Consider the following 12,545-nt stretch of genomic DNA (forward strand, 5'->3'; position numbering starts at 1 on the left):
TTACTTATTTTAATAAACCTATCCCTAGGATTTTATAACAACCGCTTCATAACAATAAACAGGGCTTTTTATGGCACACGATAACTTATTCGAACCCGTTAAAATGGGCGTTCAAACATTAAAAAACCGTATTATTATGGCACCCTTGACCCGCTTACGTTCAGTCGAGCCAGGTGATATCCCAACTGTGCTTGCCAGCGAATATTATTCGCAGCGTAGCGGTTCAGGGCTTGTGATTACCGAAGCAACGCAGGTATCTTTTCAGGCAAAAGGTTATGCTGGCGCGCCCGGTATCCATACCGAAGACCAAACGACAGCATGGAAAACCATCGTCGATAATGTCCATGTAAAAGGTGGCAAAATTGTCGTACAGCTATGGCACACGGGTTTGGTTGCCCATGAAAGTGTTCAGCCTGATGGTAAAGCGCCTATTTCAGCTTCTGATATCGATGTTGGTGTGCGTACATCATTGCGTGATAGTAATAACCAAGCGATTCGCGTTGAAGCCACTCCACCACGAGCAGCATCACTTGAGGAAGTGCAGCAAGTGATTGCTGACTTCGGTCTTGCCACCAAAAACGCCAAAGCTGCGGGTTTTGATGGGGTAGAGATTCATGGCGCGCATGGTTATTTGTTACATCAGTTTTGGGCTGAGCATACCAATAAGCGTGATGATGAATATGGCAGTAGCCGTGAGAACCGTGCGCGCTTAATGCTGGCTGTGATTGATGCTTGTGTCGATGCGTGGGATGCTGACCATGTTGGTATTCGTATTTCACCACTTGGTACCTTTAATAACGTTGAAGCTGGTTATCATGAAGATGAAAATATTTGGCTGATTGAGCAAATCAATAAGCGCGGTCTGATGTATTTGCATCTCTCTGAGCCTGATTGGGCAGGTGGTACACCGTATAGCGATGCTTTCCGTCAGCGCGTGCGTGATGCTTTTGGTCAGATGATTATCGCTGCCGGTGGTTATACGGCTGAAAAAGCGGAGAAAAATATCAAGGCGGGTTACATTGATGCGGTTGCTTTTGGTCGTGACTATATTGCCAATCCTGATTTGGCTGAGCGTATCCGCGCAGGCGCACCGCTTAATGAACAGCATCCGCAAACTTTTTATGGTGGCGGCACAGAAGGCTATACCGATTATCCATTTTTAAACCAAGCGTAAGTATTTAGCAGTTACTACTCTATCTTATAGAGTGAGTATTTACCCATTAAAAAAGCCATCTAACTATTTTAGTCAGGTGGCTTTTTTAATGGGTAAATCTTAACTATTTGCTTTGACTATTTACCGAAGTTACCAGTTTGATAATCACGAAACGTTTGTTTTAGCTCCGCTTGGGTATTCATTACAAATGGTCCGTAGCCTGCTACCGTTTCACCGATAGGCTCGCCACTTAACAGCAGTAATTTAGCGGGGTTTGACGCTTGTCCGTCAGTGGCAGTAGTAGGAAAATTGAGTTCAATCGTATCATGGGACGGTGTAGGTTCGTGCTCAATTTGAGTAGGCGCTGCAAATTGGATTAGGCTACCCGCTGCCACAGGCGTATTGTTAATAAGCAGCTCACCTTCTTGTACCAATAACATAACATTATGGGTGCTTGGTACTTGCAGCGTCGTTGACCCTGCGCTATGCAAGGCAATATCCCACATATTGATAGCGGTAAAAGTGCTTGCCGCGCCTGATGTGCTTTGCCATTCGCCGGCAATAATTGCGACTTTGCCAATAGCACGTCCACTCTCATTGGCCGTTAAATCAATCATAGGTAGGTCAGCGCGTTTAAGAGCTTGGTATTTAGGATCAGTTAGCTTGTGCGCGCTTGGCAAATTGACCCACAATTGCACCATGCTAAAGTCGCCACCACGTCGTCCAAAATCTGGCGAATGGAATTCTTCGTGCATAATGCCGCGACCTGCGGTCATCCATTGCACATCGCCTTCTTGAATAACCCCATAGCCACCTGTAGAGTCGGCATGGCTGATTTCACCAGCATAGGCGATAGTGACCGTCTCAAAGCCCTTGTGCGGATGCTGTCCGACACCGTGCGGCTGCGAATCATAATTCGGATTTGGCTTAAAATGGGTTGGTTTGGAATAATCTAATAATAAAAACGGATCAGTATGACGATAATTAAAATCAGGATTATCCTCAAGGTGATTAACCAAGGTTTTTACATAAAAACCGTCACCAACCCAATGTGATTCTTTATCACTATGAATATTTTTGATTGAACGCATATCGCACCTCGTAAGCTTAAGCCTGTTATTTACTATCAATCATTTTTTGATAATAATGAAGTGGCTACTATTAAGTAATTCTAAATCTATTTAGGTTTATATTGCGTTTATATTTACAATTATCAAGTATCAAACCAAAAATATAGACTGTTAAATATAGAATAAATATACCTGAGATAGCTTTGCTCATAAGCATTGATTTGATGACGCTCGATTCATAAAATCGGTTAAAATCATATTAAGTGTTAAACAACCTCACCGCAGACAAAGCCACTGGCCCATGCCCATTGAAAGTTGTAGCCACCAAGCCAGCCTGTGACATCGAGCACCTCACCGATAAAATATAAGCCATTTTGATAATTGCTCTGCATAGTCTTTGATGAGACTTCATCGGTTTTAATGCCGCCACGTGTGACCTCAGCGGTACGGTAGCCTTCGGTGCCAGAAGGTTTAAGCTGCCAGCCGTTGAGCGTTGCGCCAAGTTCTATCAAGCGCTCATCTTTAATATTGGCAAGCTCAGTCTCTTTGATATCTTCCCATAAATGCGTCTGTAACGCTGCCAATAGCTTTTTAGGCAATGCGCTATCCGTATAATCTGCAAAAACCGTACGGATAAGTTGTCTAGGGTGTGATTTTTTATGAGCAAGCAATAGCGCGGTCATATCTATGTCAGGTAATAGGTTAATACTGATAGTTTCGCCTGTATGCCAATAGTTTGATAGTTGCAACATGGCAGGACCAGAGAGTCCGCGATGAGTAAATAGCAGCGGTAGTTTGAATGATATGCGCTCATTACTGGCAATGACTGGCAGACTGATACCAGCAAGTGTACGAATCAGCTCGCCAGTTTTATCGGTAAAGGTAAAGGGAACTAAGCTGGCATCAGTTGTGATAAGGGTATGACCAAATTGCTGCGCTAATTCATAGCCCAAACTACTCGCACCCATGGTTGGAATGGATAAGCCGCCCGTTGCTACTACTAATGATTCGCAGCGAAAGCCCGTTTGCGGAAGTTTGGTCGGGTTTGCCGAGTCTTTCTGCGCTTGCTTGTCTTTTTTACTGAGCGCTTTACTGGTCAATAATTGAAAGCGTGCCTTTTTATTATTTTCGAGCACTTGTACACTTTCAATCTGAGTATTAAGCCTTACTTGTACGCCAACCGCTGCACACTCATCAAGTAGCATGGTCAAGATATCTTGCGCCGAATCATCACAAAATAGCTGACCGTGTTCGCGCTCGTGATAGGGGATTTTATGCTGTTCAACCATGCCAATAAATTCCCAGCTAGGATAACGACTGAGTGCTGATTTACAAAAATGTTGATTACTACCGATAAAATGCTCAGGCTCAACGAAGTAATTGGTAAAGTTGCAGCGCCCGCCACCTGACATCAGGATTTTCTTGCCTGCTTTATTAGCGTGGTCGAGCACCAATACGCGGCGACCACGGCGACCTGCTGTCAGCGCACAGTACAACCCTGACGCACCAGCGCCAATGATAATGACATCATAATGAGGGTGTTGCGATGCAGTATGGTGATTGTCCATGGTCGGTGGTTCCTGATTTAAAAAAGGGGGAATAAGACTTATAAAGCCTGTTTTCATATAAAGAATAGAGCTTGGATGATGCCATTGGCAGCACTTGATATCAGGTTGCTATTGTCCACGTTTTATATCAGGTTACAAGGATTAAATAGCACTGTCATCGCAAATAAAACTGTTGTAGTGCAATCACTTTAAAATAATACAGCGCTGCTGGGATAAGTTTTTCGTAGTACTCTGTAGTGCAAAGCAAACAGCAAGTCAGAAAAGTTTAAATATAACCTGTTTAGTCAAGTAGGCGGGTGTGCTATGCAATTGTTGTGATTGGTGGTTGATGTCTTGCAACCATTCGGCATATTTGTCAAACTGTCTTTGAGTGTGAGAATTATGGAAGATGACCCTTATCACCTGTGCAAGCCTTCGTAATCAGCGCCGGTTATTACAGGTCATAATAATTAAAAAAGGATAAAGATAATGACCCAAAAATCATTCCCAATTGCCGCTGAATTCCTCGCCGCGGCCAATATCACAGACAAACAGTATACTGAACAATATAAGCAATCGATTGCGTCATCTGAGGCCACGGATGCCTTTTGGGCAAAGCGTGCTGAGCTGATTGATTGGATAAAAAAGCCCACCAAAATTAGTGACGTCAGCTATGATTTAGAGGATTTTCATATCAAGTGGTTCGAAGACGGCGAGCTGAATATTTCTGTTAACTGTCTCGATCGTCACCTCAAAAACAACCCTTACAAGCCTGCCATTATTTGGGAAGGTGATCATCCATCGCTCCATAAAATCATCTCCTTTAAAGAGCTGCATGAAGCCGTTTGCCGCTTAGGTAATGCTATGCGTAAGCTTGGGGTTAAAAAGGGTAACCGCGTCACTTTATATATGCCGATGATACCAGAGGCGGTGGTGGCGATGCTGGCGTGTACGCGTATTGGTGCAGTGCACTCAGTGGTCTTTGGTGGCTTCTCTGCTGAGAGTTTGGGTAATCGTATTATTGATAGCCAGTCTAAGCTGGTCATTACCGCTGATGAAGGTATCCGTGGAAATAAGCGGACGCCACTCAAAGCCAATGTCGACCGTGCTTTAGACATGGATGGTACGGACAGCGTGACTAATGTCATTGTCGTCCATCGTACAGGCAACTCAGTGCCGATGAGTGGTCGCCGCGATATCTGGTATCACAGTTTAATCGACGGTGAATCGCAGCACTGCGAGCCTGAAGTCATGAATGCTGAAGACCCGCTATTTTTATTATATACCTCTGGTTCAACAGGCAAGCCTAAAGGTGTTGTACATACCACAGGTGGCTATCTCACCTATGCACTGTCCACGTTTCGTGATGTTTTTGATATCAAAGACGATGATGTGTATTGGTGTACTGCCGACGTCGGTTGGGTAACCGGTCATACCTATGCGACTTATGCGCCACTTGCCAATGGCACTACGACAGTGATGTTTGAGGGCGTGCCAGAGTATCCGACTTGGGCACGTATTGGGCATATCATTGATAAACATCAAATTACCATTTTGTATACCGCGCCGACAGCTATCAGAGCTATGATGAAAGAGGGTGACACCTTTGTCCGTGAGTCGGATCGCTCAAGTCTGCGTTTATTGGGTACAGTTGGCGAGCCGATTAATCCTGAAGCGTGGGATTGGTACTATCATCTCGTCGGTGGTGGTAAGTGTCCAATTGTCGATACTTGGTGGCAGACCGAAACAGGCGGTATTATGCTTTCACCGATACCGGGGTCAGCAGCGCTTAAACCAGGCGCGGCGATGAATCCGCTATATGGCATCAGACCTGAAGTCATTGATACTGATGGTACAGCACTTGAAGGTGCTGCTGAAGGTAATTTGGTTATTAATAGTAGCTGGCCCGGTCAGATGCGCACTATTTATAATGACCATAAACGCTTCTTAAAAACCTACTTTACTGAATATCCTGGCTATTACTTTACCGGCGATGGGGTACAGCGTGATGAAGATGGTCATTATTGGATTACTGGACGTGTCGACGATGTACTTAACGTTTCAGGGCATCGTTTAGGCACAGCAGAGATTGAAAGCGCGATAGTTGCGCATCCAGCGACGGCAGAGGCAGCAGTAGTAGGGATGCCGCATGATATTCGCGGCACCGGTCTTTGCGCCTTTATCATACTCAAGTCTAGTGAAACATCAACGGATTCACTCAAGGCAGAATTGAACCGCCATGTGCGTTCTGAGATTGGTCCGATTGCCAACTTGGACACTATTTATATGGTCAATGTTTTACCCAAAACCCGCTCTGGCAAGATTATGCGCCGTATTCTGCGTAACCTTGCAGCAGGGCAATATGTCGGACTGGGCGATTTATCGACCTTAGCGGATAGTTCAGTGATTAATGAGTTGGTCGAAGTAGTCAAAACCGAACGAGCAAAGTAGTATTAATGGTGCAATATGAATGCGCTTTATGAATGCGCTTTACATATAAGTAGTGTTTGAAAGTGACTGTACGTTAAGATATAAAAATTATAAAAAGCCATGCTATTTTTATAGCATGGCTTTTTACTGGTATATTGTCATCCGTCCTAAATAAAAAAATACAAATGTTATCAAGCACTACTGGGATTGGTTTTTCTTGCTTATTGTGCCTACGCAAATAGAGGCTACGAATAATTAATCCCAGTAGTGTTGTACTCTTTTATTATATTGCCCAATAATTCATAAGGTTTACTGTCATCATGACTGATTCTGCTTTGCATACTACTGAACAATCAATGCCGAAAATTGCCATTATTGGCGGTGGTCTAACCGGTTTATTTACGGCCACTTTATTGGAGCGCGCTTTTACTGGTGATAACCGCAACTCGGTCGTACCAAATATTGTTATTTTTGAAAAATCCCGCAGCGTCGGTCGTTTAGCCACCCGTTACCGCACGGACAGTGCTACTGCTAAAAATTGGCAATGGGCATTTGGTGCGCAGTTTTTTACCGCTAAAAGTGCCGATTTTCAGCAGTTTATTAAGCCTTGGCTACAGAGTGATTTATTGCAGCCGTGGTGTGCCAATGTAGTAGATTTAACACCTTCGCATGACGCCGTGCAGACTGCTGATACACAAAAAAAAGAACAATGGAATAGCACCCAAGCTCGTTATATCAGTACACCAAAGATGACCAGTTGGGGTCGTGCCTTAGCTGATGGACTAGAGCATACGAGCATAAACTTTAAAACCCGTGTGGCGCCATTAAGCAAAGAGCACTCTATAGAAAAAAATGATACTAATAACGAAACGCAGCTGTTCGATGAAGATGGCAACAGTCTTGGCTACTTTGATTGGGTGATTTGTACGGCACCAAATGCTCAGGCGGTGGAATTAATGGCACATAGTGGTTTTAGTGAGCAAGCGAAAATTACCGAAGCACAGATGCAAGCCTGCTATACCTTGATGCTAGGTTGGGATGAAAGTCGAATATTGCCAGCTAGCTTAAATACTCAAGAAAATTGCTGGGATGTGGCCTATGTGCAAGATTCTATAATCGATCGTATTTTTATTGAACATCAAAAGCCTGCGCATGACGAGCTATTGCCTAGTGTGACTATTCATGCTCGTAATGATTGGTCAGAGCAGCACGTCGATGACGATATGGAAACCATAAAAGCGCAATTGCTTGCAGCCGCCAAGCAAGCTTTAAATTGGAATGCGGGCAGTATACCTAGCCAAGTAGACTGTCATCGTTGGCGTTATGCTGCGACTATTACAAATAGCAATAAAGCAGAATTGGGCATATTGGTTGATAACGAGAAGCAATGGATTGTCAGTGGTGATTGGTGTGGAAAAGGTAATATCGAAAGCTGCTATCAGGCAGCTAAGCAAACAGTCGAGACGATTGACAATGCACTCTAAGCTAAATCAATATGATAAAAATAAGCAGTGATAAGAAATAAAAGAAGGTAAGCTATGTTTGGATTTGATATTAATATTGATATCGATATAATGCATAGATAGTGTATCGCATTGTCGAAATAGTAAATTTGTTCGTGTTAATGGTAAGATCAGTCAGTCTAAGGAAGTTTGCAGTTAGAGTGCAGTTTTATGAATGAGCATCAAGAACCCATTGAATTAGTGGGTTATTTATTGTCCGAAATATTACTCGATACAAAGTGTTAAGCCTGATTTAATAACATCGTCTATATTGCTATCAGTGCTTTTAATACTGGCAGTATTGATAGGCTGCCAGCCTAAACTATTCTTACTTGAATACGTTTCTGCAGCATCGTTAAGGGCGTAAATTAATCCATCTGCAGTATTGAATGAGACAGCTTTATCTTGTCCAGCACTGTCGCATCTAAGCACGCCTTTCTCTACGGTGAATGGCCATTCACCTTCAAAGCTTTCTTTATCTATAAGACCTTCATTTACATAAGGGTCAGAGATTTCGCCAATATTCATAATAATGATAGTCATAGCGGCAACGGTTAAAGCAACTACAAGAGCAGCAGCAATTAATAGATGGTATTTTAATTTAGACACTTGTTATTCCTTATTATTAATCAGCGGATTTTATACCAATCTTCTAAAGAAATTATGTGATTTTATGGACTATAGAGTGAGCTATTATTTTTGATTAATAGGGTAAAAGGCAGGCAAAAAAAAGCCCACGGAGGAGATACCGTGGACTGAGGAAAACTTATCATGTTGCTTAATAAAAAACATAAGCCACAAGTAAATTATTATAAATTTTTATTATTATGCGACTGCTCTTATCATTAATATATGCTTAAAAAGCAATATTTCAAGACAGTCTTACATCTACTTACAAATTTCAGTGTACAACTGTATTGCGCCTATAGTAACCCAAATTCAGCTATTTGCCTAAGCTTGCTTACATGTCATTACGTTTTGATCGATTCTAATATTAGCGCTATCTATATCCTCATTGTTATTAAAGTATCTTTATAATAGAGCACCTATAAAAAGCTGAATATCTGCTAGTGAATGCTATAAATATACGCAATCAATCCTAAAAAACACTCGATTCTAGTAATGTCTATGCAGTATAAATGATACCTACACAGATGGCATGACGACTTGAGCGAAAAATGTTAAGCTATCTGTCATTATTAGGTCGATATTAAACTGGGTTTGCCATGACTGAGAGCACGAATTTGCATCCGCAGGAGCCGTCAAGTACGCAGAATAACAAAAGTATTTTTAATTTGCCCAATAACCTAACGATTGCGCGTATCTTGATGATTCCGCTATTCGTTGCTATTGCCTATTGGCCGCCTGCTATGGGGATTGGCATGCCGGCAATTTCGGATAACGTGATTGCAAAAGTCGGAATGAGCGACTTTAGCGATAGTCTATTGCGTCACTTATTATTAACGGGTGTCTTTATTCTTGCCGCTATTACTGATTGGCTTGATGGCTATTTTGCCCGCAAGCTCAATGTGGTATCAGCCTTTGGTCGCTTTTTGGATCCCGTTGCTGATAAGCTTATGGTTGCAGCAGCGCTGATTATATTGGTGCAGTGGCATCCGAATATCATTATGGCGATTGCAGCCATTGTGATTATCTCACGTGAGATTGCCGTATCGGCATTGCGTGAATGGATGGCAGAATTGGGTAAAAGCACTAGTGTAGCAGTGTCTTATGTTGGTAAGCTAAAAACAACTTTTCAGATGATCGCCATCACTGTTCTACTATTAAACTGGCAATCACTTGAAATGATAGGTTATGTGTTGATGGTTGCTGCGGTGATTTTAACCTTATGGTCAATGATGATCTATCTAAGAGCTGCTTGGCCGTATTTAAAACAGAGCGGTTAATGGTAAATTCTTAATACTAAAATTATAAATACAGACAATAAAAAACGCCAGTCGTATAAGCTACTGGCGTTTTTTATTGTCTGTATTTATTAGTTAACTATATTTGATTGTTTTTGTCTTATAGGCTGATTGATTATTCTGTGATTATAGTTAGGCTTAAGATATACTTAAAAAATTAAGCATTTTAAATGCATTGTATAGCTATGACGTAAAATCATTCAAATAAGGATATGGATATGATATTGCATAAGAAACAGTCCGGCGCTGCCATTTTATTGCTGGCACTACTTGCAGGTTGTTCGTCATCGCCAACCATGCAAAAAGAAACCGCAGAAGCAGCGCAAAGTACGCAATCGCAGTCAAAGCAAGCCGATTCGATACAAGCGGAGTCAGTACAGGATGCTGCTGAATCAGAACGTTTAGGTACTCAGTGGGGCGATGATGTTGACTCAAGAGTGACCACCGTGGATCTAAGCCGTGTCAGTGAGGAGCCCATTGCACAAATGCAGGTCTCTTATGCAGACAAGAATTATAAGGGGCGTGCGGTAAATAGTATGTCGTTGCTGGCTGGGAAAGTTGAGTTTTCAGCTGCCACTGACAACGGCAAATTACCCCTTTATCGTGATGGTAGTAACTACTATCTACAAGGAAAGGCAGGTCAGGCTTATCGTTTGGTTTATCATAATAATAGCGCCAATACGTATGAAATTGTTGCCAGTGTCGACGGCTTAAATGTCGTTGATGGCAGTACGGCGAGTCGTTATGATGGTGGTTATGTGTTAAGACCCAATGATGAGTTGGTGATTGAGGGCTTCCGAAAAAGTGAAAGTGCGGTTGCCTCCTTTATTTTTAGCAAACCAAACAATGCTTATGCCGCTAACACCGATAGCGGTTCTATAGAGAATACAGGAATTATTGGTACCGTTATTTATGAGCTATATGATCCTGCTAAACCTAAATATAAGCCTCAGCCTAAATCAAAACAGCCACAAGCTTATCCAGCAGATAATGGCTATGCAAAACCTCCTCAATAACCGTGATGAATGCATGATTAATACCTGACTAAATGAATAATAGAAAACGCCAGTAAGCATATCGCTACTGGCGTTTTTTATTGTTTTATCCTGCTATAAAATAACTCTTTTAGTAAATTATTTTCATGGCTAATAAAGATTAAACTTTAGCGAAAGATAAAGACTATAGCGTTATTGAGAAATTTTCGCCCAAACTATCACCAACAGCCGTATCTGTTACCGCCGCCGCAGAAATTTTAAATACATTAGCAAATGAATTACCATTAGCCCAATACTCTGCACCGTGCGGTACTACCTTTATCAACTGCACTTTTGGATCTTCTTTGCCATGCTCGAAGTAAGCATTATAAATAGTTGACCACAATTCATCGAGCTTGTCTTTATCGTCAACCAATTCGGCTTTACCTGCGATAGACAGATAGTCTTTGTTATCTTGGGTTGCGTAGGCAAGGTTTACTTCAGGATGCTTTTTAATATTTTCAACAGTCTCAGATGGTGTATGACCAATGAACCAAATCTCTTTAGCACCAATACTAGTTTCGGTGGTATTCATCGGGCAAGAATGTAAATGATCGTCGCTGGTACGAGTAGTTATCATGGTGTATTTAACATCTTTCACCAGCGCTTGGATTTTATCCATTTGTCCTTGTTTACTCATAATATTTATCCTTGTGGTTATGAATGCGTTATGAAATATTGCTATAAATATTGATCATGATGTGATGTACTATTATTAGAGTGAGCTTATATTTATTATGCTTATATTTATAAAGACTCTCATTCTTAATAACCGTACGCCACTTTCAACGGACTAATATATTCTGACTTATGTTTTAGCCTATAATGAGTCCATTATAAAAACGATACAGTGGAACTGAAATGGATTTTTCGCAGCCTCTGTCGGCGCAGGCACAGCAAGCCAGAGAAATTTATTCCAGTTTCGCGTAAAAATATCATGTATCTGTTTTATTTAGAATTGACTATATAGACTACTTTATAAAGTCATTGAATTTATAAAGTTACTGAATTTATAAAGTCACTGAAAAAGTTTCACCCATATCTTCTGCAGTTTTACCGTCTTGTAATGCAGCTGCAGCCATTTTAAACATATTCACGACAGTACTGCCGCTAATCCAGCACTCTGCACCATGAGGTACGACTTTAATTAACTGCACGTTCTCATCTTCTTTACCATTGGCAAAAAATGCATCATAGACAGGCGACCATAGTTCGTCTAACTTAGCTTTGTCTTCTGGTAACTCTGCATTAGCACTAACCGAGACATAGTTTTTCTCATCTTGAGTGGCATAGCTGAGACCAATTCTTGCATCGTCTTTGATGTCTTTTACTACGTCCGATGACTTGTCGCCAATAAACCAAATTTCTTTATTATTCAGGTTAACTTCATTAGTTGTCATTGGCCAGGCATGAATATCGCCTTTTTTATTGGTTGTGCTCATCATAGAAAATTTAACGTCTTTGATAACGTCTTGAATCTTATCAATTTGCTCTTGTTTAGTCATATTACTCATGGTGATTTCCCTTTTTATTATAAAAATTGCGTTTATAGCTATGTATCTCTTAACTTAGTCAGTTTGAATAAGCTTGTGCTCGTATTTATATTTATGAGCAGCAACCTATTAACTACTGCTAACTAGAATAGCGATTACTATCACTCTATTTATATAGGCTGCCAGTAAGGCGATGTGAGTGTTTGTAAGGACTATAAGTTTTAGGTAAAAATTGTGACGCCATACGACAAAGCTTGCTGTTTTTGACAGTCTCTTGTCTAACTGTCTGATACTTAATTATCCATGCCGAATAGTTATTTGCTTAATAGTTGCTCAATGGATAGTCGTTATTTAGTAGGATTATTACTGAAGTTATCAGTAATTTATCTTG

Annotated in this window: 10 protein-coding genes; 5 read left to right on the forward strand and 5 right to left on the reverse strand. The window is 41.3% G+C overall.

Features of this window, described 5'->3' with window-relative positions; genetic code table 11:
* Positions 1-70 precede the first annotated feature (70 nt).
* Positions 71-1,174: an alkene reductase gene (locus ACMHKH_RS03240; RefSeq protein WP_413519231.1), complete on the forward strand. Its 1,104-nt coding sequence runs from the start codon at positions 71-73 to the stop codon at positions 1,172-1,174.
* 116 nt (positions 1,175-1,290) lie between these two features.
* Here ACMHKH_RS03240 and ACMHKH_RS03245 read toward each other — a convergent pair whose 3' ends face one another.
* Together ACMHKH_RS03245 and ACMHKH_RS03250 are read right to left on the reverse strand one after the other, a co-directional pair.
* Positions 1,291-2,244: a pirin family protein gene (locus tag ACMHKH_RS03245; RefSeq protein WP_413519232.1), complete on the reverse strand. Its 954-nt coding sequence runs from the start codon at positions 2,242-2,244 to the stop codon at positions 1,291-1,293.
* Between the two features lie 245 nt (positions 2,245-2,489).
* The gene (locus ACMHKH_RS03250) at positions 2,490-3,791 is read right to left on the reverse strand and encodes an NAD(P)/FAD-dependent oxidoreductase (RefSeq protein WP_413519233.1); all 1,302 of its coding nucleotides are present in this window, start codon (positions 3,789-3,791) and stop codon (positions 2,490-2,492) included.
* Between the two features lie 468 nt (positions 3,792-4,259).
* Here ACMHKH_RS03250 and acs point away from each other — a divergent pair, with 468 nt between their 5' ends.
* On the forward strand, positions 4,260-6,221 hold the full coding sequence (gene acs / locus ACMHKH_RS03255) for an acetate--CoA ligase (protein WP_413519234.1): 1,962 nt from the start codon (positions 4,260-4,262) through the stop codon (positions 6,219-6,221).
* Between the two features lie 299 nt (positions 6,222-6,520).
* Positions 6,521-7,684 (forward strand): NAD(P)/FAD-dependent oxidoreductase, encoded by a 1,164-nt coding sequence (locus ACMHKH_RS03260; protein WP_413519235.1) that lies wholly within the window; start codon positions 6,521-6,523, stop codon positions 7,682-7,684.
* A 243-nt stretch (positions 7,685-7,927) separates the two neighbouring features.
* On the opposite strand, the gene ACMHKH_RS03265 is transcribed toward ACMHKH_RS03260, so the two are convergent.
* Positions 7,928-8,311, reverse strand: coding sequence for a DUF2511 domain-containing protein (locus tag ACMHKH_RS03265; protein WP_413519236.1), 384 nt, complete (start codon positions 8,309-8,311; stop codon positions 7,928-7,930).
* A 617-nt stretch (positions 8,312-8,928) separates the two neighbouring features.
* On the opposite strand from ACMHKH_RS03265, the gene pgsA reads away from it, so the two are divergent.
* Together pgsA and ACMHKH_RS03275 are read left to right on the forward strand one after the other, a co-directional pair.
* Positions 8,929-9,609, forward strand: a complete 681-nt coding sequence (pgsA, locus tag ACMHKH_RS03270) for a CDP-diacylglycerol--glycerol-3-phosphate 3-phosphatidyltransferase (protein ID WP_413519237.1) — start codon at positions 8,929-8,931, stop codon at positions 9,607-9,609.
* A 236-nt stretch (positions 9,610-9,845) separates the two neighbouring features.
* Complete coding sequence (locus ACMHKH_RS03275; protein WP_413519238.1) at positions 9,846-10,643, forward strand: hypothetical protein; 798 nt, start codon at positions 9,846-9,848, stop codon at positions 10,641-10,643.
* Positions 10,644-10,806: 163 nt separating this feature from the next.
* Here ACMHKH_RS03275 and ACMHKH_RS03280 read toward each other — a convergent pair whose 3' ends face one another.
* Together ACMHKH_RS03280 and ACMHKH_RS03285 are read right to left on the reverse strand one after the other, a co-directional pair.
* Positions 10,807-11,301 (reverse strand): pyridoxamine 5'-phosphate oxidase family protein, encoded by a 495-nt coding sequence (locus ACMHKH_RS03280; RefSeq protein ID WP_413519239.1) that lies wholly within the window; start codon positions 11,299-11,301, stop codon positions 10,807-10,809.
* Positions 11,302-11,671: 370 nt separating this feature from the next.
* Positions 11,672-12,175 carry a pyridoxamine 5'-phosphate oxidase family protein gene (locus ACMHKH_RS03285; RefSeq protein ID WP_413519240.1) on the reverse strand — a complete coding sequence of 168 codons (504 nt, stop codon included), beginning with the start codon at positions 12,173-12,175 and terminating at the stop codon, positions 11,672-11,674.
* Positions 12,176-12,545: the final 370 nt, after the last annotated feature.

It is taken from the genome of Psychrobacter glacincola, assembly GCF_965118485.1.
GTDB lineage: Bacteria > Pseudomonadota > Gammaproteobacteria > Pseudomonadales > Moraxellaceae > Psychrobacter > Psychrobacter glacincola_D.

Bases quoted from the DNA above. Each gene is read 5' to 3' on its own strand.
- ACMHKH_RS03245 (WP_413519232.1), bottom strand. From the start codon at position 2,244: ATGCGTTCAATCAAAAATATTCATAGTGATAAAGAATCACATTGGGTT.
- ACMHKH_RS03280 (WP_413519239.1), bottom strand. From the start codon at position 11,301: ATGAGTAAACAAGGACAAATGGATAAAATCCAAGCGCTGGTGAAAGAT.
- acs (WP_413519234.1), top strand. From the start codon at position 4,260: ATGACCCAAAAATCATTCCCAATTGCCGCTGAATTCCTCGCCGCGGCC.
- ACMHKH_RS03285 (WP_413519240.1), bottom strand. From the start codon at position 12,175: ATGAGTAATATGACTAAACAAGAGCAAATTGATAAGATTCAAGACGTT.
- ACMHKH_RS03260 (WP_413519235.1), top strand. From the start codon at position 6,521: ATGACTGATTCTGCTTTGCATACTACTGAACAATCAATGCCGAAAATT.
- ACMHKH_RS03240 (WP_413519231.1), top strand. From the start codon at position 71: ATGGCACACGATAACTTATTCGAACCCGTTAAAATGGGCGTTCAAACA.
- ACMHKH_RS03275 (WP_413519238.1), top strand. From the start codon at position 9,846: ATGATATTGCATAAGAAACAGTCCGGCGCTGCCATTTTATTGCTGGCA.
- ACMHKH_RS03250 (WP_413519233.1), bottom strand. From the start codon at position 3,791: ATGGACAATCACCATACTGCATCGCAACACCCTCATTATGATGTCATT.
- pgsA (WP_413519237.1), top strand. From the start codon at position 8,929: ATGACTGAGAGCACGAATTTGCATCCGCAGGAGCCGTCAAGTACGCAG.